The organism is Curtobacterium sp. AC268 (assembly GCF_979258745.1).
Genome location: NZ_OZ409878.1, coordinates 3,335,559 through 3,356,400 on the forward strand (window position 1 = coordinate 3,335,559; position 20,842 = coordinate 3,356,400).

The window sequence follows — 20,842 nt, forward strand, 5'->3', positions numbered from 1 at the left end:
CCGGAAGGCCCCATGCACGACGACATCCCCCTCACCACCGGACGCGCCCGACGGGTGCTCGACGAGCGGATCACCCCCGCGGTGCACGCGACCACGACGGCCCTCCAAGCCGCCTGGCACGAGCTGCCGGGGGAGCCGGTCCCGCCGACCGAGGGGCTCGCGCTCACGTTCGAGCCCTACGAGGTCGGCACTCCGTGGGGCGCGGCCTGGGGCACGACGTGGTTCCGGCTGACCGGGACCGTGCCGACCGAGTGGGCCGGACGCCGGGTGGAGGCCGTGATCGACCTCGGCTTCGACAAGAACATGCCCGGGTTCCAGTGCGAGGGACTCGTCTACCTGGCAGACGGCACCCCCGTGAAGTCGATCAACCCGCGCAACCAGTGGGTCCTGGTCACCGAACGGGCCGAGGGCGGCGAGACCGTCGAACTGTTCGTCGAGGCCGCGTCGAACCCCGTCCTGCTCGACTACCACCCCTTCCTGCCGACGCAGGAGGGCGACGTGCAGACCTCGTCCTCGAAGCGCCTCTACGCCACCCGGCGGATGGAGCTCGCCGTCTTCGAGTCCGAGGTGCACGAACTCGCCCTCGACATCGACGTCCTGCTCGAACTGCAGGCCGAGCTGCCCGCCGGACCCCGACGCATGCGGATCCTGCAGGCCCTCGACGACGCCCTCGACGCGCTCGACCTGCAGCACATCCCGGAGACCGCCGGAGACGCCCGTGCGGCGCTCGCCGAGGTGCTCGCCGCTCCTGCCGAGGCCTCGGCGCACACGATCTCGGCCGTCGGGCACGCCCACATCGACTCCGCCTGGCTCTGGCCCGTGCGCGAGACCATCCGCAAGGTCGCCCGCACCACGTCGACCATGACCGAGCTCATCGACCAGACCGACGACTTCCTGTACGGCATGTCGAGCGCGCAGCAGTACGCGTGGATCAAGGAGCACCGCCCCGAGGTCTACGCCCGGGTCACGGCCGCGGTCGAGGCCGGCCGGTTCCTGCCGATCGGCGGCATGTGGGTCGAGTCCGACACCGTGATGCCGACCGGCGAGAGCATCGTCCGGCAGTTCTCGCAGGGCCAGCGGTTCTTCGAGCGCGAGTTCGGCATCCGACCCAAGGGCGTCTGGCTGCCGGACAGCTTCGGGTACTCGCCGGCACTGCCGCAGCTCATGCGCCGTGCGGGCTTCGAGTGGTTCTTCACGCAGAAGATCTCGTGGAACCAGGTCAACAAGTTCCCGCACCACACGTTCCTGTGGGAGGGCATCGACGGGTCGCGGGTGTTCTCGCACTTCCCGTCGATGGACACCTACAACTCGCGGTTGTCCGGCAGCGAGGTCGCGAAGGCCTCCCGCCAGTTCCGCGAGAACCGGCTCGCGACCGGCTCGATCGCCCCGGTCGGCTGGGGCGACGGCGGCGGTGGCACCACCCGCGAGATGACCGGCACCGCCGCACGGTTGGCGGACCTCGAGGGCAGCGCGAAGGTCCGCTGGGAGCACCCGGACACGTTCTTCGACCGGGCGAAGTCCGAACTGACCGATCCGCCCGTGTGGGTGGGGGAGCTGTACCTCGAGCTGCACCGGGCCACGCTCACGTCGCAGCACGGCACGAAGCAGGGCAACCGCCGGTGCGAGCAGCTGCTCATCGAGGCCGAGCTCTGGGCCGCGACCGCCGCCGTCCGCACCGACTTCGCCTACCCGTACGACGAGCTCGACGCCCTGTGGCAGCAGGTCCTGCTCCAGCAGTTCCACGACATCCTGCCGGGCACATCGATCGCGTGGGTGCACCGCGAAGCGGTCGAGCGGTACGCCGAGACGGCCGCGGCGCTGACCGCGATCATCGACCAGGCGCTCTCGGCGCTCGCCGGCACCGGGGACGCGGCCGTCGTCGTGAACCCGGCCCCGTTCCTCCAGGCCGGAGCACCCGCGCAGGGCGCCGTCGTGGCGATCGATGTGGCGGTGGCGACCGCCGTGTCCCTGACCGAGCGGGACGGCGGGTACGTGCTGGCGAACGACCTGGTGCGGGTCGTCGTCGACGCGCAGGGGCTCGTGACGAGCGCCGTCGACCTGGCGAGCGGGCGCGAGGCGATCGCGGCAGGCCAGGCGGCGAACCTGCTGCAGCTGCACCAGGACTTCCCGAACATGTGGGACGCGTGGGACGTCGACCGGTACTACCGCAACCGCGTCGAGGACCTCGTGTCGACCACCGCGCTGACCGCTTCGGTCGACGAGGCCGGGGTCGCACGGGTCGTCGTGTCCCGGGCGTTCGGTGACTCGACGGTGACGCAGGAGATCGTCCTGGCGCCGGGGTCCCGCACCCTGGAGTTCGACCAGGTGACCGACTGGCACGAGACCGAGAAGTTCCTCAAGGTGGCGTTCCCGCTCGACGTCCGCGCCGAGCACACCGTCGCCGAGACGCAGTTCGGCGCGCAGAAGCGGGTGACGCACACGAACACCTCGTGGGAGGCCGCGAAGTTCGAGACCTCGATGCACCGCTACGTGCTGGTGGCCGAGCCCGGCTTCGGTGTCGCGCTCGTGAACGACTCGATCCACGGCTTCGACACCACGCGCGACGCCGTCGACGGGCACGTCACCACCACCGTGCGGCTGTCGCTGCTGCGGGCACCGCGGTTCCCGGACCCCGAGACCGACCAGGGCGTGCAGACGCACCGGTACGGCATCGTCATCGGCACCGACCAGCTCGGAGCGACGTCGGCCGGCGTGCGGATGAACGCGGGCGCGCGGACGATCACGGGGGCGCACGGCTTCGAGCCGCTGGTGCAGGTGTCCGGCGACGTCGTGCTGTCGAGTGTCAAGCTCGCCGACGACCGGTCGGGCGACCTGGTCGTGCGCGTCTACGAGCCGTCCGGGCAGCGGGGGACCGGGGCCATCGCGGTCTCGGCCGACGAGGCGACCTTCGGCGCTGCCGTCGAGGTGACCCTGCTCGAGGAACCGCTCGGTGACGCCGGGGCGTCGTCCGCCGCCGCGTCCTCGTTCGCCGTCGACGCCTACGAGGTCCGCACCTTCCGGTTCCCGCGCGCCTGACCGACTGACCGACCGACTGACCGACCAACCGCCCGTCCCACCCAAGGAGGAACCACATGAAGCAGTCCACGAAGTTCAGCATCGCGACCGCACTGGTCGCCATGCTCGCGGCACCACTGGTGCCCGCCGCAGCGTCCGCGGCGCCCTCCTCGTCCGGGTCCAGCCACGGGCACGGGCACGGTTCGTCCCACGGCGGCGGGCACGGCCACGGTCATGGCCACGGGCACCACGCTGCGCCCACCAAGTCAGGGCCGACGAGCATCGCCTACGTCGAGGTGAACAACGACGAGCTCGCCAACGTCGGTCGGTACACGCTGGAGAACGGTGCGAACGCGTTCGACGTGGCGATCATCTTCGCCGCGAACATCAACTACGAGGACGGCAAGGCGGTCCTGTACAACAACGAGAACGTGCAGCGCACCCTCGACCAGGCCGCCACGCAGATCCGCCCGCTGCAGGCCAAGGGCATCAAGGTCACGCTCTCGGTGCTCGGCAACCACCAGGGCGCCGGCCTCGCGAACTTCCCGACCAAGGCCGCGGCGCGGGACTTCGCGGCGCAGGTCTCGGCGACGGTGAAGAAGTACGGACTCGACGGCGTCGACCTGGACGACGAGTACTCCGACTACGGCGTGAACGGTACCCCGCAGCCGAACCAGCAGTCCATCGGCTGGCTCATCAGTGCCCTGCGTGCGGACATGCCGGGCAAGATCATCTCGTTCTACGACATCGGCCCGTCGTCCGACGCCCTGAAGACCGCGAGCCCGTCGATCGGCGGCAAGCTCGACTACGCCTGGAACCCGTACTACGGCACCTACACGGCGCCGACGATCCCGGGCCTGCCGAAGTCGAAGCTGTCCGCCGCCGCGGTCGACATCCAGAACACCCCGCAGGCCACCGCGGTGTCGCTCGCACAGCGCACGAAGGCCGACGGGTACGGCGTCTTCATGACGTACAACCTGCCGGGAGGCGACGAGTCCGCCTACGTCTCCTCCTTCACGAAGGTGCTGTACGGACAGGCCGCGTCGTACCGCTGACGCGTCCGTCGTGACGGCGGCTCGCGCTCCGTGCTCCCCGGCTCCGGCCTGGAGGCGCGGGGCGCGTCCGTCGTCCGGGTCCCGCTGGTCAGGGGGAGGCACCAGTTCCTCCTCGCCCGTGACGGTTCCGGTTCGCAGACCCCGGCGATCGTGAACCGGAACCGCCATCCACCGACAACGAATCCCGGCCCGGCCCGGCCCGGCGCGCTCGATGCCGCGGCCGTACGATCGCCGCATGGAGCTCGAGTTCCGCGGCGAGGTGATCGAGTGGCGCGGCCCGTCACCGTTCTTCTTCGCCGTCGTGCCGCCGGACGCCGCCGAGGTCATCGCTGACCTCGCGCCGGTGCTCACCTACGGGTGGGGTGTGATCCCGGCGCGCGTGACGATCGGCTCGGTGACGTGGACGACGTCGCTGTTCCCGAAGGACGGCGGGTACCTCGTGCCGTTGCGTGCCGCGGAGCGCAAGCGTGCCCGGGTGGAACTCGGCGACTCCCCGGAGATCACCCTGGAGTTCGCCGACCCCTGACGGAGAGCCACCGACCGCCAGTCCTCCACAGGTCCGTCGATCGCGATACCTCCCCACAGTCATCGACGGTGGGCCCCGGTGTCGTGGTCCTGCTCCCTACCGTCGAAGGTGTGGAGGGGAGGTGGCGATGGTCGAACGACCACGACATCCCAAGAAGGACATCGAACGGGTCATGCGCGGGGCAGAGGCGCGGGGATGGCGCTTCGCGAAGGGGCGGAAGTACTACAAGGCGTACTGCCCGTGCGGCGAACACCTGCACACGGTCGACTTGACGCCGTCGAACCCCTGGTACGTTGTGCATCTGAAGTATCGGCTCGCGCGAACGGGCTGTGAGGACAGGAGAACGTGATGACGAACTACCTCGTGCGGCTCGAGTGCGTGGCGCAACTCGGGGCAGCGGACGATCCGCGCGCAGCCCTCGCAGCGGACTTCGACGCCATCGCGGACGCACTCTTCGACCTCGACGACGTCCACGACCAGGACCTGACCGCTGACCTGTCGAGCGGCACGCTCACCTTCTCGATCGGTGTCGACGCGGACGACGAGTCCGGTGCACTCGACCGTGCGCTCGGAGCCGTCCGGACCGCGCTGCACGTCGCTGGACGCGGCACTCCCGGTTGGGAGCAGCACTACCGGATGCTGCGGCAGGAAGTCGGAGAAGCGCCGCTCGGAGCGCTCTAGGGGAGGCTCGGGAGCGAGCGAGCGACCGTTCGTTCGGCACTGAGCTCCTTGGTATGGCGAGAACGGCTCAAGTGTCCTGGGATCAGCCCCGCCGTCCCATCCCCAGTTCTGGGTGGGACCGAGCGCACGGTAAGCAGGTGGTGCGAGGTTGATCGCTCGGTGCGCCGGAAGAACCTCGCACCGAGCGTGCAACCGCGCACCAGCTGACGAAGCGCGGCGCCGAAGGAGGAAGAAGAGAGGGGATGACGGGAATCGAACCCGCGTAGCCAGTTTGGAAGACTGGGGCTCTACCATTGAGCTACATCCCCGCGCCTGCGCACCAGGCGCAGCCCGACCATCGTAGCGGACGAACGAGCACCGACATGCCGACGCGCGTCATCCCGAAGCCGGACGCCGGTGCGGAGCGCACCATCCGCTGGTCGCGAGTGGTCTCCTACGTGCTGGTGGTCCTCGCCGCCGCGGTCCTGTCCCTGCGGCCCGATCTGTTCGGCGACCCGCAGTCGCAGCCCGCGCACGCACTGCTGCACGTCTGGCGGATCGTCGTCGGACTGCTGCTCGCGGTGGCCGCTCTCGGGGTCCAGGTGGCCGTCGGGATCCGGTGGCGGCGGGGTCTGCGACGCGCCGCGGAGGACGACTGAGCAACCCCCGGGAACAGCGCGCCGTCGGACCGCTAGACTCACCGGGGTCGCATGCGCCCCTCGGCGTGCGCGGCTGATCCCTGGCACGAAGCAACGGGGCGTAGCTCAGCTTGGTAGAGCGCCCGCTTTGGGAGCGGGAGGTCGCAGGTTCAAATCCTGTCGCCCCGACCAGGTCCTCCGAGCACCACCGACCACACGAACGTCAACCAACAGGAGAACATCCCTTGGCCACCAGCACCGTCGACAAGGTGAGCGACACCCGCGTCAAGCTCACCGTGAACGTGACGCCGGACGATCTCAAGCCGAGCATCGACCACGCCTACAAGCACATCGCCGAGCAGATCAACATCCCCGGCTTCCGCAAGGGCAAGGTCCCGCCGGCGATCGTCGACCAGCGCGTCGGCCGCGGCGAGGTCCTGAACCACGCCGTCGGTGACGCCATCGACAACTTCTACCGCCAGGCGGTGGAAGAGCAGGAGCTGCGCATCCTCGGCCGTGCCGAGGCCGACGTCGCCGAACTGCCGAACGTCGCGGACTTCACCGGCGACCTCGTCCTCACTTTCGAGGTCGACGTCCGCCCCGAGTTCGACCTGCCGGACTACTCCTCGTACGAGCTCACCGTCGACGCCGTCGAGGTGTCGGACGACGAGATCGAAGAGGAGCTGCAGAACCTCCGCACCCGCTTCGGCACGCTCGTGACGGTCGACCGTCCGGCGAAGACCGGCGACTTCGCGCAGATCGACCTCACCGCCAGCATCGGCGACGACGAGGTCGACTCGGCCACCGGCGTCTCCTACGAGATCGGCTCCGGCGACCTGCTCGAGGGCATCGACGAGGCGCTCGAGTCCCTGACCGCCGGTGAGTCGACGACCTTCGAGTCGAAGCTCGTCGGTGGCGACCGCGAGGGCGAGACCGCCCAGATCGCCGTCACCGTCACCGCCGTCAAGGAGCGCGAGCTCCCCGAGGCCGACGACGAGTTCGCCCAGATCGCCAGCCAGTTCGACACCATCGACGAGCTCAAGGCTGACCTCAAGGAGCAGATCGCGAAGTCCAAGACCTTCGGTCAGGGTGCCGCGGCTCGCGACAAGCTCGTCGAGAAGCTCACCGAGGACGTCAACATCCCGATCTCGGAGCAGCTCATCGCCGACGAGGTGCACCGTCACCTCGAGCAGGAGAACCGCCTCGAGGACGAGGAGCACCGCAAGGAGGTCTCCGAGTCCAGCGAGACCGCCTTCCGCTCGCAGATCCTCCTCGACGCGATCGCCGAGAAGGAAGAGATCCAGGTCTCGCAGGAGGAACTGACCCAGTACCTCATCCAGGCCGCCGCGCAGTACGGCATGGAGCCGGCCGAGTTCATCAAGGTCATCGACCAGAACGGCCAGATCCCCGGCATGGTCGGCGAGGTCGCCCGTTCGAAGGCGGTCGCGACCGTCCTGTCCAAGGTGACCGTCAAGGACACCAACGGCGACGCAGTCGACCTGTCCGCCTTCACGGCGGGCGTCGCGCAGGAGCCGGCAGGGGACGCCGAGTAACGATCTCGACGCCACCAGCATGCAAGACGGGAGGCACGGTGCCAGCTGGCACCGTGCCTCCCGTCTCGTGTTTTCCGCACCACCGCATTGCTGTCGGCGAACAGACGAGAACTGGTGCGTTGCACCCGATAAGTTCGACAACAAGCGACAACTGAACGGGAGCTTTTCCATGGCCGAAGCAACACTGAACCCCAGTGTTTTTGACCGCCTTCTGAGAGACCGGATCGTGTGGCTCGGCTCCGAGGTCCGCGACGACAACTCGAACGAGATCGCAGCCAAGCTGCTGCTGCTCGCCGCCGAGGACCCTGAGAAGGACATCTACCTCTACATCAACTCGCCCGGTGGTTCGATCACCGCCGGTATGGCGATCTACGACACGATGCAGTTCGTCCCGAACGACATCGTCACCGTGGGCATCGGCCTCGCCGCGTCGATGGGACAGTTCCTGCTGTCCTCCGGCACGCCCGGCAAGCGCTACATCACGCCGAACGCGCGCGTGCTGCTCCACCAGCCGTCCGGTGGCTTCGGCGGCACCGCTGCCGACATCCAGACGCAGGCCAAGGTCATCCTCGACATGAAGCAGCGCATGGCGGAGCTCACGGCCGAGCAGACCGGCAAGTCGGTCGAGCAGATCCTCAAGGACAACGACCGCGACAACTGGTTCACGGCGCAGGAAGCACTCGAGTACGGCTTCGTCGACCACCTCCGCGCCTCGAGCGCCGAGGTCATCGGCGGTGGTGGCACCGTCGGCGACGGCGAGACGCCCACCAGCGCAGCCGAGCCCGACGCCCAGTCCTGATCACCACCGAAGAAAAGGAAACGAGAATGCATCTCCCCATGCTCGGTGGCGCGCAGAACGTCCCGGCTCCGTCCAATCGGTACATCCTGCCGAGCTTCGAAGAGCGCACGGCCTACGGCTACAAGCGCCAGGACCCGTACGCCAAGCTGTTCGAGGACCGCATCGTGTTCCTCGGCGTGCAGGTCGACGATGCGTCGGCTGACGACGTCATGGCCCAGCTGCTCGTGCTCGAGTCGATGGACCCCGACCGCGACATCGTGATGTACATCAACTCGCCCGGTGGCTCGTTCACCGCGATGACGGCGATCTACGACACGATGCAGTACATCCGTCCGCAGATCCAGACGGTCTGCCTCGGCCAGGCTGCCTCGGCCGCGTCGGTGCTGCTCGCCGGTGGTACCCCCGGCAAGCGCCTCGCGCTGCCGAACGCCCGCGTGCTGATCCACCAGCCCGCGACCCAGCAGGGTGGCGGCCAGGCGTCCGACATCGAGATCCAGGCAGCGGAGATCCTCCGCATGCGCACCTGGCTCGAGGAGACGCTGTCGAAGCACTCCAACAAGACGCCGGAGGAGATCAACCACGACATCGAGCGCGACAAGATCATGTCCGCGCAGGAAGCCGTGGAGTACGGCCTGATCGATCAGGTCCTCACCAGCCGCAAGAACCTGCCGGCGCTCGTCAAGTAGCACCAGCAGGAACGACGAAGGCCCCGCACCGAACGGTGCGGGGCCTTCGTCGTTGCGCGGTGGTCAGTCCTCGGTGTCGTCGGACTCCGGGGCCGGCTTGCGGCGCAGGAGCAGCAGCACCGCGACGACCACCCCGACCAGCACGACGCCACCGGCGCCGATCCAGATCGCGTCGGACGCCGCCGAGTCGCTCGACCCCGAGGCGGTGCCGGTGGTGGTGTCCGAGCCGGCGTCGTCGTCAGCAGCGGTGGCGCAGGTCGGGGGCTTCGCCGTACCCGAGGCCGGGGTGAAGCCCGACGGCGCCTTCCAGGTGAAGGGGTACTCGTCGGACACGGTGTGCCCGTCGGCGGAGACGATCTGCCACTCGACGGTGTACTTGCCGGATCCGCCGAGTGCGGCGGTCGTGGTCATCGACGGCCCCTCGACGTCGACGCAGCCGTCCTCGTAGTACCTGTCGTCGGGGCCGACGATGCGGAACGCGAAGCCCGACCCCGAGTCGCCGATGTCGAGCAGCCTGTCGTTCGTCGTGATGTCGAACGTCTTCGGCAGCTCGGTCAGGGTGCCGCCGACCTCCGGGTCGGACGAGATCAGGTAGTTGTGCGCGCTGGCCGGACCGGCGAGCCCGAGGACCGCGCCACCGGCGATCGCGACGGCCGCGGCGGTCCCGGCCACGAGCCTCCAGGCAGAGGACCGGGGCCGGGACCGACGCGAGCCGCGCTGCGTCACTTGGCGGAGCTCCGACGACGCGTGCCGGCGACGGCGACGACCAAGGCGACGGCGCCGAGCACCAGGCCGCCGAGGCCGAGGAAGCGGCCGACCAGGTCGGGGTCGCTCGAGGCGGTCGTGCCGGCGGCCTCGGCCGTCGGGGTCGCGGCGATCGGGTCACCGTCGTCGTCCGTCGCCTCGGCGGCGGTCAGCGTGATCGAGGGGGCCGGGTGTTCGGGCTCGGCTTCGCCGGCCTTCTGCTCCTGGTTCCACTCGACGCTGCCCTTCTCGCAGGTCTGGATCGCGGGGAACTCGACCAGGTCACCGGCCTTGCCGTCCGGCAGCGAGAACGAGAGTGCGAAGGTGTCGCGCTCGTCAGCGGGCAGGGGGTCTTCGCGGTGTACGTGACGCTGGTGACGCGCTCGGCGGCCGTCTCGGCGTGGTCCTCGTCCGACGCCGAGGCCGAGGGGTCGGTGTAGGGCTCGGTCGCCTTCGTGATCGTCCAGTTCGGGTTCACGGTGGGCGTGACCTCGATGACGGACTCCGGCACCTGGAACTGGATCTTCGTCGTGGGGGAGCCGTCGCAGCCGTGCGGGACCGAGAAGGTCGCCGTGGTGTACGAGTTCGCTGCGGTCGACGTGGCCGTGGCGGACACGTGTGCGCTGGCCGCCGTGGCGCTGCCGAGGACGATGACGGCTGCGACACCGAGGGTGACGGCGCCGCCGGCGGCGAGACGCTTCTGCATGGGGTTCCTTCCGGGGTGGTTCTGCACCTGCTGTTCTACAAGATGTAGAGAAGTCCGGATCACCGTAGCAGGCTCGCACGCCCTGGGCGAACGCGCGGGCGGATTCCGGAGGGGCATCGCGGTCGGTGTCACCGGTTGCGGTTAGGCTCGTGTCCACGACGAGGTGCCCACCAGCAGCGGTGCACCAGCGGTGGTGCGACAGCGCGGCCGGCATGTCCAATCAGGGAGGCACGGGAATGGCACGCATCGGAGAGAGCGGCGATCTCCTCAAGTGCTCGTTCTGCGGCAAGAGCCAGAAGCAGGTCCAGCAGCTCATCGCCGGACCGGGCGTCTACATCTGCGACGAGTGCGTCGAGCTCTGCAACGAGATCATCGAGGAACGTCTGGCCGAAGCCGGCGAGGACACCTCGAGCGGGGACTTCGAACTGCCCAAGCCGCGGGAGATCTTCGACTTCCTGCAGGAGTACGTCATCGGGCAGGACCCGGCGAAGCGCGCCCTCGCCGTGGCCGTCTACAACCACTACAAGCGCATCCGTGCGCAGGGGCAGATCACCGCCGCCGAAGACCGCGACGACATCGAGATCGCCAAGTCGAACATCCTGCTCATCGGCCCGACCGGCTGCGGCAAGACGTACCTGGCCCAGACGCTGGCCAAGCGCCTCAACGTGCCGTTCGCCGTCGCGGACGCCACCGCCCTGACCGAGGCCGGCTACGTCGGCGAGGACGTCGAGAACATCCTCCTCAAGCTCATCCAGGCCGCCGACTACGACGTGAAGCGCGCCGAGACCGGCATCATCTACATCGACGAGGTCGACAAGATCGCCCGCAAGGCCGAGAACCCGTCGATCACCCGCGACGTCTCGGGCGAAGGCGTGCAGCAGGCGCTGCTCAAGATCCTCGAGGGCACGGTCGCCTCGGTCCCGCCGCAGGGCGGCCGCAAGCACCCGCACCAGGAGTTCATCCAGATCGACACGACGAACGTGCTGTTCATCGTGGCGGGTGCGTTCGCCGGGCTCGAGGACATCGTGTCCTCGCGCGTCGGCAAGCGCGGGATCGGCTTCGGGGCACCCCTGCACAGCGCGACCGACCACCAGGACCTGTACTCCGAGGTGCTGCCGGAAGACCTGCACAAGTTCGGTCTGATCCCCGAGTTCATCGGTCGTCTGCCCGTCGTCACCACGGTGTCGCAGCTCGACCAGGCGGCGCTCATGCAGATCCTGACCGAGCCGAAGAACGCTCTGGTGAAGCAGTACCAGCGGATGTTCCAGATCGACGGCGTCGAGCTCGAGTTCGACCAGGGTGCGCTCGAGGCCATCGCGGACCTCGCGGTGCTGCGCCAGACGGGCGCCCGCGGGCTCCGGGCGATCCTCGAAGAGGTCCTCGGCCCGGTGATGTTCGACGTCCCGTCCGACGACGACGTCGCCCGCGTGGTGATCACCCGCGAGTCCGTGCTCGAGAACGCGGCGCCGACGATCGTGCCGCGGCCCCGGGCCAAGCGCGTCGAGAAGTCGGCGTAGTCCGCTCCGTCGTCCTCAGCGTGAAGGCCCGCACCGTGATCGGTGCGGGCCTTCGTCGTTCGTGCCGCGTTGTCGCGCGAGTCGGTGCGGGAGCGCTGCGCACAACCAAAGTCGCCCCGAACCACGCGGTTGCGTGGTTCGGGGCGACTTTGGTTGTGCGGTGCCCGCGCCACCTGCCGCCGGCGTCCGCCGCCGGCGGCACCGTGCGCCGCCTACTCCAGCCCGCGGCGCCGCAGCAACGGGCCGACCTCGGCGTCGCGGCCGCGGAAGTCCCGGTACGCCTCGAGCGGGTCCTTCGCCCCGCCGACCCCGAGCAGGCGTTCCGCGAAGCGTCGACCAGCTGCACGGTCCAGCCCGCCGTTGTCGCGGAACCACTCCACCGTGTCGGCGTCGAGCACCTCGGACCAGATGTACCCGTAGTACCCGGCGTCGTAGCCGCCCGAGAACGTGTGCGCGAAGTACGTCGACGAGTAGCGCGGCGGCACGGCCTCGACGGCGATGCCGGCGGACTCCAACGCCGAACGCTCGAAGTCCTCGACGGACGTCACCGCCGCGGCGTCGGCAGCCGACAGTCGGTGCCACGCCTGGTCGAGCAGTGCTGCGGCGAGGTACTCGGTCGTGCCGAAGCCCTCGTTGAACCCCTCGGACTCGCTGAGCCCCAGGACGAGCTCGGGCGGCAGGGGTGCTCCGGTCTCGTGGTGCTTCGCGTAGTTCGCCAGCACGGACGGCCACGACAGCCACATCTCGTTCACCTGGCTCGGGAACTCGACGAAGTCCCGCTCGACGTTCGTGCCGGAGAACCGCGGGTAGGTGGTGCGGGCGATGAGACCGTGCAGGGCGTGGCCGAACTCGTGGAAGAGCGTCTCGACCTCGTCCTGGATGAGCAGGGTGGGGGAGCCGGCGGACGGCTTCGCGACGTTGAGGTTGTTGACCACGACGGGCAGGGTGCCGAGCAGCTCGGACTGCTCGACGACCGGGTTCATCCACGCGCCGCCGCGCTTGCCGTCACGCGTGTAGAGGTCGAGCAGGTACAGCCCGACGGGTTCGTCGTCGTCGCCGGTGACCTCGAAGACCCGGACCTCGTCGTTGTAGCCGTGCAGGTCCGGGCGCTCGGTGAAGGTCAGACCGTACAGGGCGCCGGCGGCGTGGAAGACCCCGTCGTGCAGGACCCGGTCGGCCTCGAAGTACGGGCGGAGCGCGGTGCTGTCCGCGGCGAACTGCTCGCCGCGCAGGATCTCGGTGGCGTACGCCCAGTCCCACGACTCGATGTCGAACCCGACCGTGCGCGACCGGACCGCACGCTCGTCGTCGGCGTTCCGTGCCGCGGCGCCGACGAGCGAGGACAGCAGCCCGTCCACGGCCTCGGGGGTCTTCGCCGTCTCGTCGGCGGTGACCACGGCGGCGTGGTTCGGGAACCCGAGCAGCTCGGCGCGCTCGGCGCGGAGCCGGACGATGCGGAGCAGCACGTCGCGGTTGTCGTACTCGTTGCCGCGACGACCGCGGGTGAGCGAGGCGCGCATGATCCGCTCGCGCAGGTCACGGTTCGCCAGTGACGACAGCCACGGGTGTCCGGTGTAGAGCGGCAGCGTGATGAGCCAGCCGTCGAGGCCCCGGTCGGCTGCAGCAGCGGCCGCGGCGGACTTCGCCCCGTCGTCGAGCCCCTCGAGCTCGTCCTCGTTCGTCACGTGCACGGCGGAGTCGTTGGTGTCCTCGAGCAGGTTCCGCTCGAAGGTCGTCGTGAGGGTCGAGAGCTCCTGGTTGATCGCGGTCAGACGCTCCTTGCCCGCGTCGTCGAGGCCGGCGCCCGCCAGGGTCATCTCGGCGTGGGTCCGCTCGACCAGGCGCAGCGCCTCACCGGTCAGTCCGGCGGCCTCGGCACCGCCCCGCACCTCCTGTACGCGGGCGTACAGGCGGGAGTCGAGCGTGATCGCGTCGCGGTGGGCGGCGAGGAGCGGGGAGACCTCGGCCTCGAGGTCGTGCAGCTCCGGGGTCGAGTCGGCCGACGACAGCGTGAAGAACACGTGGCTGACGCGGGTCAGCAGCTGCCCGGATCGCTCGAGTGCGACCAGGGTGTTCTCGACCGTCGGGGCGTGCGGGTCGGTGGCGATGGCCTCGACCTCGGCGCGCTGCTCGGCCATGCCGGCCTCGAACGCCGGTCGGTAGTGCTCGAGTCGCACGTCGCCGAAGGGCGGCAGGGCGTAGGGGAGGGTGCTCGGGACGTCGAACGGGGTTGCCATCTGCCCACCCTATGCACGGGTGCTGGAGTCCGTTCCTTCCCATGACGCCCGGACTGGGAAGCGGAATCGGGCGTACCTGGTCGAAGGAACCGACCCGGTACGCCCGGAACGACCAGGTACGCCCGGAACGGCCCGGCGAGCGCACCCGCGCCCGGCGCGACCAGCGGGATGGTCTGGAGGCCCGTGGCGGCGCCACCACGGGCCTCCCGACCGTCCCGCGTCGCGTGTCAGCGCATCGCGGCGTCGATCAGGGTCACCGCGGCACGGCGCGCGTGCGCGGCCGGCGCCGTGGTGCCGGCGATGGCCGCGGTGGTCTGCGCGCCCTCGGCGAGCAGTGCGAGCTGCGCGGCGAGTTCCTCGGCGTGCTCGGGGTCGGCGACGACCTCGGCGGTGAGGCGCTGCACGAACTGCTGGAACGAGTCCTTGTGCGCGCGCGCGATCTCGGCGACCGCGGGCGAGGTCGCGCCGAGCTCGCCGAACGCGTTGATGAACCCGCAGCCGCGGAACGTGTCGTCGCCGAACCACGACTCGAGGAAGTCGTAGACCGCGAGGAGCTTGTCGCGCGGGCTGGTCGCAGCCTCGACCGCGCCGTGCACACCCTGCTCCCACATGTCGTGGCGGCCGGCGAGCACCGCGGCGATGAGCTGCTCCTTGCCGGGGAACGCCGCGTACAGCTTCTTGAGGGAGACTCCTGCGCCGGTGCGGATCTCGTCCATCCCCACGGACTGGATCCCGCGCGTGTAGAACAGCTGGTCCGCGACCTCGACGATGTGTGCTCGGACGTCCGGCTCGACGGTGCTGGTGGCCATGTGTGTACCCCGTTCCCTGAGTGTTCACCGTTCTCGACTTGCGTCGGGAACGGGCGTTCTCTACTGTAGTCCACATCGGCGGAGAACGATCGTTCTCCGCGATGCTCAGGGAAGGAACGATCATGGGTGCCATCACCGTCGGAACCGAGAACAGCGTCGACATCGAACTCCACTACGAGGACAAGGGCCAGGGGCAGCCGATCGTGCTGATCCACGGCTTCCCCCTCGACGGCAACTCGTGGGAGGGGCAGGTCCCGATGCTCCTCGAGGCCGGCTACCGCGTCATCACGTACGACCGCCGCGGCTTCGGCCGGTCCTCGCAGCCGTCCACCGGCTACGACTACGACACCTTCGCCGACGACCTGCACACGGTCCTGACGACCCTCGACCTGCGCGACGTGATCCTCGTCGGCTTCTCGATGGGCACCGGCGAGATCGCCCGCTACATCGGCCGCCACGGAGAGGACCGGATCGCGAAGGTCGCGTTCCTCGCCTCGCTCGAGCCGTTCCTGGCCATCACCGACGACAACCCCGACGGCGCCGGCCCGATGTCGTTCTTCGAGGGCATCGCCGCCGACGTGGCGAAGGACCGCTACGCGTACTTCACGAACTTCTACCAGGACTTCTTCAACCTGTCGGAGAACCTCGGCACCCGCATCTCCGAGGAGCAGGTCCGCAACGCCTGGAACATCGCGGCCGGCTCCGGCTCCATCGCGTCCGCGGCCGCACCCCTTACCTGGCCGACCGACTTCCGCCAGGACATCCCGAAGGTCACCGTCCCCGCCCTGATCGTGCACGGCACGTCGGACAACATCCTGCCCATCGACGCCACCGGCCGACGCTTCACCCAGGCACTGCCCGCGGCGAAGTACGTCGAGATCGAGGGCGCGCCGCACGGCCTGCTCACCACGCACACCGCCGAGGTGAACGAGGTCCTCGGCACCTGGCTCGCCGAGTCCTGATCCCTCGGCGATCACGCGGGCGCTCCCCGGCGGGGGCGCCCGCATCGTGAGCAGGAATGGTCGGGTCCCCACCGGGGACCCGACCATTTCTGCACTCCAAGCGAACCAAGCCGCGCGCTAGTCCTCTTCGCCCGCGTCGTCGGGGTTCGTCACCTGGGCGTGCCCGAGTGCGTCGAGGTGGATCGAGGTGCCGTCGTCGAGCTCGACGATCGGCTTGCCCTCCAGGAACGTCAGGGTCCAGCCCCACGTCGCCGTGTCGACGGACTCCGCCGCGAGCTCGTCCTCGACCCCGCGCACGGCGACGACCATCGTCTCGGGCAGTCGCGCAGGCGGCTCCCCACCCACGTTCCAGCGTGTGCCCAACTGCATCCGTGCCTCCGATCCGGTGGTTGACGGGCCGGGTCGCCGAAGTGACCCGGCCCGGAGAGCCGACGTTACGCCTGCTGCTCCGCGAGCTCGATCTCGGTGACGGCGAGCTCGTCGCCGTCGACGAACGACAGGTTCTCGATGCGGCCGACTGCCGCCAGGTCGACGGCCGCGCGCTCGATGAGCACCCGCGTCTCGGCGGGCGCCGCGACAACGGCACGCGTCACGGGCGTCTTCTGGGACGCCTTCGCCGCCGTCTTCGCACCGCGGATCCCGATGAGCGCCTGTCCGACGGCCGCGAGCAGCCCGGTGGGGGCCGCGTCGGTCGGCAGGTCGGCAGCGGTCGGCCAGGAGGCCCGGTGCACGCTGGTCTCGTGGGTCCAGGCCCACACTTCTTCCGTCGCGTACGGGAGGAACGGTGCCAGCAGTCGGAGCAGCACGTCGATCGCGCCGCGCAGCGCCAGGACCGCGCTCGCCTGCGTCTCGTGCGTCGCGTCGGACGCGGTGCCGTACGCACGCTCCTTCACGAGCTCGAGGTAGTCGTCGCAGAACGTCCAGAAGAAGCGCTCGGTGATCTCGAGGGCACGGGCGTGGTCGAACCCGTCGAACGCCGCGGTGGCCTGCTCGACGACGGCACCGAGCTCGGCGAGCATGTCGACGTCGAGGGCCTCGGTGACGCTCGTGGCGCCCTCGGGCAGCGGGAAGCCGTAGACGAACTTCGCCGCGTTGAGCACCTTGATCGCCAGACGACGGCCGACCTTGATCTGCTTCGGGTTCTGCGGGTCGAACGCCGCGTCCGTGCCGAGCTTGGACGAGGCCGCCCAGTAACGGACCGCGTCGGCGCCGTGCTGCTCGAGGATCGACAGCGGCGTGACGACGTTGCCCTTCGACTTCGACATCTTCTTGCGGTCGGGGTCGACGATGAAGCCGGAGATGGAGGCGTGCTTCCACGGCACCACGTCGGCCTCGAGCTGGCTGCGGAGCACGGTCGTGAACAGCCACGTGCGGATGATGTCCTGCGCCTGCGGGCGGACGTCGTACGGGTACACCAGGTCGTAGAGCGCCGGGTCGGTCTCCCACTTGCCCGCGAGCTGCGGGGTCAGCGACGAGGTGGCCCAGGTGTCCATGACGTCGAGTTCGCCCTGGAACCCGCCGGGCACGCCGCGCTGGTCCTCGGTGAAGCCGGGGGCGGGCTCGGAGGCCGGGTCGACGGGCAGCTGCGCCTCGGTCGGCACGATCGGCTGGTCGAACACCGGGTTGCCGTCGGCGTCGAGCGGGTACCAGACGGGCAGCGGCACGCCGAAGAAGCGCTGGCGCGAGATGAGCCAGTCACCGGACAGGCCACCGACCCAGTTGTCGTAGCGGACGCGCATGAAGTCCGGGTGGAACGCGATCTCCTCGCCGCGCTGGCGGAGCGTGCTCTTCAGCTGCTCGTCGCGCGCACCGTTGACGATGTACCACTGGCGGGTCGACACGATCTCGAGGGGCTTGTCGCCCTTCTCGAAGAACTTCACCGGGTGCTGGATGGTCTTGACGTCACCGATCAGCTCGCCGGACTCGGTCAGGGCGTCGACGACGACCTTCTTCGCCGAGAACACGGTCTTGCCGGCCATCTCGGCGTAGAGCTCCCGGCCCGTCGCCGACTCGATCCAGGCGGGCTCGTCGGAACGCACGCGGCCGTCGAAGCCGATGATCGCGCGGTTCGGCAGCTGCAGCTCGCGCCACCACACGACGTCGGTGGTGTCACCGAAGGTGCAGACCATCGCGATGCCGGCGCCCTTGTCCTTCTGCGCCAGGTGGTGTGCGAGCACCGGGACCTCGACGTCGAACAGGGGGAGCGGACCGTGGTGCCGAAGAGGTCCTGGAACCGCTCGTCGTCCGGGTGCGCCACCAGGGCGACGCAGGCGGGGAGGAGCTCCGGGCGGGTGGTCTGGATGACGACGTCGTCGCCGCCGTCGGTGCGGTGGAAGGCGATGCCGTGGTAGGCGCCGGGCATCTCCTTGTCCTCGAGCTCGGCCTGCGCGACCGCGGTGCGGAACGTGACGTCCCACAGGGTCGGGGCGTCGGCCTGGTAGGCCTCGCCGCGCTCGAGGTTGCGCAGGAACGCGCGCTGGGCGCTGGCCCGCGAGGTGTCGTCGATGGTGCGGTACGACTGGGTCCAGTCGACCGACAGGCCGAGCGTGCGGAAGAGCTCCTCGAACTGCTGCTCGTCCTGCACGGTCAGGCGCTCGCACAGCTCGATGAAGTTGCGGCGCGACACCGGCAGCTGGTCGGCGGCCTTCGAGGACTTGCCGTCCCCGCCCTCGAACGGCGGCGTGAACCCGGGGTCGTACGGCAGGGTCGGGTCGCAGCGGACCCCGTAGTAGTTCTGCACACGGCGCTCGGTGGGCAGACCGTTGTCGTCCCAGCCCATCGGGTAGAAGACGTGCTTGCCGCGCATGCGCTCGAACCGGGCCTTGAGGTCGGTGTGCGTGTACGAGAACACGTGGCCGATGTGCAGCGAGCCGGAGGCGGTGGGCGGCGGGGTGTCGATCGACCAGACGGCGTCGCGGTGACCGGCGGCGTCGCGGTCGAAGCGGTAGGTGCCGTCCTGTTCCCAGACGGGCCCCCAGACCTGCTCCAGTCCGTCGACGCTCGGCTTCTCGGGCATGGGCTTGGTCATGGGTGTGCCTTCCGTACGTGTGTGCGGCACCGAGTCCGTGATGAGGTGCCTGAGTGTTCCGCGCCTGACGCGCGGTGCCCCAATCGTAGCGGCCGCGCACACACGCGCAGGCGGACGACCGATCGGACGGGGCCATCATCGAGCAGCGTTTAGCACACCGAACTGTCGGACACGCCCGGAGCCTGCTAGTCTTCCTGGGTTTGTCCGGCGAGCGCAGGGTTCGCAGGAGCTGCAACGTCGCCGTCCGCCGGACGCCCGAAGGAAGCACCGCACCCCGGAGGAACGACTTGGCACCGAACAACGCACCCCACCCGCACGGCGATCGGCCGCTGCGCACGAAGGGCGCCGCGAAGCGCGCTCGTCGCGATCTGACGAAGGACGACGTCACCGTCGTCGAGGAGTCGCTGCTCAAGCGTGCCGTCGCGGCTGCCGCGCTCGGCAACGCCATGGAGTGGTTCGACTTCGGCATCTTCGCGTACCTGACGGTCACCATCTCGCAGGTGTTCCTGCCGCAGGGCGACCCGGCCGCGAACATCGTCGCCACGTTCGGCTTCTTCGCCGCCGCGTTCATCGTGCGCCCGATCGGCGGTGCCGTGTTCGGCCCGATCGGCGACAAGATCGGCCGCCAGAAGGTCCTCGCGCTGACGATGATCCTGATGGCAGCCGGCACGCTCATGATCGGTCTGATCCCGTCGTACGACACGATCGGCTTCTGGGCCCCGGTCCTGCTGCTCGTCGCCCGCTTCGTGCAGGGCTTCTCGACCGGTGGTGAGTACGGCGGCGCTGCGACCTTCATCGCCGAGTACTCGCCCGACAAGCGCCGCGGCTTCATGGGCTCGTGGCTCGAGTTCGGCACCCTCGCCGGCTACGTGCTCGGCGCCTCGATCGTCACCGGCCTGCAGTTCGGCCTGTCCGAGGACGCCCTGCTCAGCTGGGGCTGGCGCATCCCGTTCATCGTCGCGGGCCCCCTCGGCCTGATCGGCCTCTACCTGCGCCTCAAGCTCGAGGAGACCCCGGCGTTCCAGAAGCAGCAGGAGCAGGCCGCCGAGCGCGAGGGCCAGAAGACCCCGTTCCTCAAGCTCTTCGCCGAGAACTGGCGCTCGCTCATCATCTGCATCGGCCTGGTCCTGGTCTTCAACGTGACCGACTACATGCTGCTGTCGTACATGCCGACCTACCTCGAGCAGAACCTCGGCCAGAAGGCCACGTTCGGCCTGATCCTCATCGTCATCGTGATGCTGCTCATGATGGTCGTCATCACCTTCGGCGGCCGACTGTCCGACAAGTTCGGGCGCCGTCCGGTGCTCGCCGCCGGCTGCATCGGCTTCATCCTGCTGTCCTGGCCGGCCCTCAAGCTGGTCCAGACCGGCACCGGCGTCGGCGTCTTCGCCGGACTGCTGATCCTCGGCGTCGTGCTGGTCACGTTCACCTCGACCATGCCGTCGACGCTGCCCGCGCTGTTCCCGACGATCATCCGCTACGGCGCCCTGGCGATCGCGTTCAACGTGTCGGTGTCGCTCTTCGGCGGGACCACCCCGCTCGCGACCGCCGCGCTCATCAACGCCGCGAAGGACGCCGGGTACGGCTGGGCCGAGGACATCCCCGCGTTCTACCTGATGCTCGCCGCCGTGATCGGCCTGGTCGCGGTGTACTTCACCAAGGAGACCGCCGCGAGCCCGCTGATGGGTTCCGGCCCGACGGTCGGCTCCGAGGACGAGATCGCCGGCGTCATCGAGGACTACAACGACCCGACGTCGGAGCTCGCGCAGTCCGACTGGGCGAAGGACTTCTCGACGAGCGAGATCCCGATCATCTCGGCCGACGCAGCGCAGAAGGAACCCTCCGGTTCCTGACCACGGGGCCGCCCCGCGGCAACCCGGCCAGGAGGCCCGGTGCACGTTCCGTCT

At 69.4% G+C, this 20,842-nt stretch carries 15 protein-coding genes, 2 tRNA genes and 2 pseudogenes; 12 read left to right on the forward strand and 7 right to left on the reverse strand.

The window, feature by feature from the left end; translation table 11 throughout:
* The first annotated feature begins 12 nt into the window (after positions 1-12).
* The 4 genes from ACZZ9K_RS15840 to ACZZ9K_RS15855 all read left to right on the forward strand — a co-directional run bounded on the left by ACZZ9K_RS15840 (position 13) and on the right by ACZZ9K_RS15855 (position 5,277).
* Entirely contained in the window at positions 13-3,036 is a 3,024-nt protein-coding gene (locus ACZZ9K_RS15840; protein WP_463444564.1) for an alpha-mannosidase, read from the forward strand.
* Positions 3,037-3,092: 56 nt separating this feature from the next.
* A complete protein-coding gene (locus ACZZ9K_RS15845; protein WP_138802828.1) occupies positions 3,093-4,070 on the forward strand; it encodes an endo-beta-N-acetylglucosaminidase H in 978 nt (325 codons plus the stop codon).
* Positions 4,071-4,305: 235 nt separating this feature from the next.
* The gene (locus ACZZ9K_RS15850; protein WP_071246689.1) at positions 4,306-4,596 is read left to right on the forward strand and encodes a DUF1905 domain-containing protein; all 291 of its coding nucleotides are present in this window, start codon (positions 4,306-4,308) and stop codon (positions 4,594-4,596) included.
* Between the two features lie 348 nt (positions 4,597-4,944).
* Positions 4,945-5,277 carry a hypothetical protein gene (locus tag ACZZ9K_RS15855; protein ID WP_301566807.1) on the forward strand — a complete coding sequence of 111 codons (333 nt, stop codon included), beginning with the start codon at positions 4,945-4,947 and terminating at the stop codon, positions 5,275-5,277.
* A 237-nt stretch (positions 5,278-5,514) separates the two neighbouring features.
* On the opposite strand, the gene ACZZ9K_RS15860 is transcribed toward ACZZ9K_RS15855, so the two are convergent.
* Positions 5,515-5,585: transfer RNA gene (locus ACZZ9K_RS15860), tRNA-Gly, on the reverse strand.
* Positions 5,586-5,639: 54 nt separating this feature from the next.
* Here ACZZ9K_RS15860 and ACZZ9K_RS15865 point away from each other — a divergent pair.
* The 5 genes from ACZZ9K_RS15865 to ACZZ9K_RS15885 all read left to right on the forward strand — a co-directional run bounded on the left by ACZZ9K_RS15865 (position 5,640) and on the right by ACZZ9K_RS15885 (position 8,932).
* Positions 5,640-5,915, forward strand: a complete 276-nt coding sequence (locus ACZZ9K_RS15865; RefSeq protein ID WP_111054863.1) for a hypothetical protein — start codon at positions 5,640-5,642, stop codon at positions 5,913-5,915.
* Between the two features lie 94 nt (positions 5,916-6,009).
* Positions 6,010-6,086: transfer RNA gene (locus ACZZ9K_RS15870), tRNA-Pro, on the forward strand.
* A 53-nt stretch (positions 6,087-6,139) separates the two neighbouring features.
* Entirely contained in the window at positions 6,140-7,447 is a 1,308-nt protein-coding gene (gene tig, locus ACZZ9K_RS15875; RefSeq protein ID WP_027464695.1) for a trigger factor, read from the forward strand.
* A 169-nt stretch (positions 7,448-7,616) separates the two neighbouring features.
* A complete protein-coding gene (locus ACZZ9K_RS15880) occupies positions 7,617-8,246 on the forward strand; it encodes an ATP-dependent Clp protease proteolytic subunit (protein WP_035807635.1) in 630 nt (209 codons plus the stop codon).
* A 26-nt stretch (positions 8,247-8,272) separates the two neighbouring features.
* Positions 8,273-8,932: an ATP-dependent Clp protease proteolytic subunit gene (locus ACZZ9K_RS15885; RefSeq protein ID WP_027464696.1), complete on the forward strand. Its 660-nt coding sequence runs from the start codon at positions 8,273-8,275 to the stop codon at positions 8,930-8,932.
* Positions 8,933-8,995: 63 nt separating this feature from the next.
* Here the strand turns inward: ACZZ9K_RS15885 and ACZZ9K_RS15890 are convergent, their stop codons facing one another.
* Complete coding sequence (locus ACZZ9K_RS15890) at positions 8,996-9,604, reverse strand: copper resistance CopC family protein (protein ID WP_463444565.1); 609 nt, start codon at positions 9,602-9,604, stop codon at positions 8,996-8,998.
* 50 nt (positions 9,605-9,654) lie between these two features.
* Positions 9,655-10,499, reverse strand: a pseudogene (locus tag ACZZ9K_RS15895) (YcnI family copper-binding membrane protein).
* A gap of 119 nt (positions 10,500-10,618) precedes the next feature.
* Between ACZZ9K_RS15895 and clpX the strand changes: the two are divergent.
* Positions 10,619-11,899, forward strand: coding sequence for an ATP-dependent Clp protease ATP-binding subunit ClpX (gene clpX / locus ACZZ9K_RS15900; RefSeq protein ID WP_017886000.1), 1,281 nt, complete (start codon positions 10,619-10,621; stop codon positions 11,897-11,899).
* A 212-nt stretch (positions 11,900-12,111) separates the two neighbouring features.
* Here clpX and ACZZ9K_RS15905 read toward each other — a convergent pair whose 3' ends face one another.
* Together ACZZ9K_RS15905 and ACZZ9K_RS15910 are read right to left on the reverse strand one after the other, a co-directional pair.
* The gene (locus ACZZ9K_RS15905) at positions 12,112-14,136 is read right to left on the reverse strand and encodes a M3 family metallopeptidase (RefSeq protein ID WP_463444566.1); all 2,025 of its coding nucleotides are present in this window, start codon (positions 14,134-14,136) and stop codon (positions 12,112-12,114) included.
* 227 nt (positions 14,137-14,363) lie between these two features.
* Entirely contained in the window at positions 14,364-14,945 is a 582-nt protein-coding gene (locus ACZZ9K_RS15910) for a TetR/AcrR family transcriptional regulator (protein ID WP_111039271.1), read from the reverse strand.
* A 122-nt stretch (positions 14,946-15,067) separates the two neighbouring features.
* On the opposite strand from ACZZ9K_RS15910, the gene ACZZ9K_RS15915 reads away from it, so the two are divergent.
* Entirely contained in the window at positions 15,068-15,907 is an 840-nt protein-coding gene (locus tag ACZZ9K_RS15915) for an alpha/beta fold hydrolase (protein WP_463444567.1), read from the forward strand.
* A 117-nt stretch (positions 15,908-16,024) separates the two neighbouring features.
* On the opposite strand, the gene ACZZ9K_RS15920 is transcribed toward ACZZ9K_RS15915, so the two are convergent.
* Both ACZZ9K_RS15920 and valS read right to left on the reverse strand, forming a co-directional pair.
* Positions 16,025-16,276 carry a hypothetical protein gene (locus ACZZ9K_RS15920; RefSeq protein WP_027464702.1) on the reverse strand — a complete coding sequence of 84 codons (252 nt, stop codon included), beginning with the start codon at positions 16,274-16,276 and terminating at the stop codon, positions 16,025-16,027.
* Positions 16,277-16,341: 65 nt separating this feature from the next.
* A pseudogene (gene valS, locus ACZZ9K_RS15925) lies at positions 16,342-18,923 on the reverse strand (valine--tRNA ligase).
* A 299-nt stretch (positions 18,924-19,222) separates the two neighbouring features.
* Here valS and proP point away from each other — a divergent pair.
* Complete coding sequence (gene proP / locus ACZZ9K_RS15930; protein ID WP_463444568.1) at positions 19,223-20,788, forward strand: glycine betaine/L-proline transporter ProP; 1,566 nt, start codon at positions 19,223-19,225, stop codon at positions 20,786-20,788.
* Positions 20,789-20,842 lie beyond the last annotated feature (54 nt).

Coding starts and splice junctions, on each gene's coding strand:
- ACZZ9K_RS15855 (WP_301566807.1), top strand. CDS start 4,945: ATGACGAACTACCTCGTGCGGCTCGAGTGCGTGGCGCAACTCGGGGCA.
- ACZZ9K_RS15880 (WP_035807635.1), top strand. CDS start 7,617: ATGGCCGAAGCAACACTGAACCCCAGTGTTTTTGACCGCCTTCTGAGA.
- ACZZ9K_RS15905 (WP_463444566.1), bottom strand. CDS start 14,136: ATGGCAACCCCGTTCGACGTCCCGAGCACCCTCCCCTACGCCCTGCCG.
- ACZZ9K_RS15885 (WP_027464696.1), top strand. CDS start 8,273: ATGCATCTCCCCATGCTCGGTGGCGCGCAGAACGTCCCGGCTCCGTCC.
- clpX (WP_017886000.1), top strand. CDS start 10,619: ATGGCACGCATCGGAGAGAGCGGCGATCTCCTCAAGTGCTCGTTCTGC.
- ACZZ9K_RS15910 (WP_111039271.1), bottom strand. CDS start 14,945: ATGGCCACCAGCACCGTCGAGCCGGACGTCCGAGCACACATCGTCGAG.
- ACZZ9K_RS15865 (WP_111054863.1), top strand. CDS start 5,640: ATGCCGACGCGCGTCATCCCGAAGCCGGACGCCGGTGCGGAGCGCACC.
- ACZZ9K_RS15840 (WP_463444564.1), top strand. CDS start 13: ATGCACGACGACATCCCCCTCACCACCGGACGCGCCCGACGGGTGCTC.
- ACZZ9K_RS15915 (WP_463444567.1), top strand. CDS start 15,068: ATGGGTGCCATCACCGTCGGAACCGAGAACAGCGTCGACATCGAACTC.
- ACZZ9K_RS15845 (WP_138802828.1), top strand. CDS start 3,093: ATGAAGCAGTCCACGAAGTTCAGCATCGCGACCGCACTGGTCGCCATG.
- ACZZ9K_RS15920 (WP_027464702.1), bottom strand. CDS start 16,276: ATGCAGTTGGGCACACGCTGGAACGTGGGTGGGGAGCCGCCTGCGCGA.
- ACZZ9K_RS15850 (WP_071246689.1), top strand. CDS start 4,306: ATGGAGCTCGAGTTCCGCGGCGAGGTGATCGAGTGGCGCGGCCCGTCA.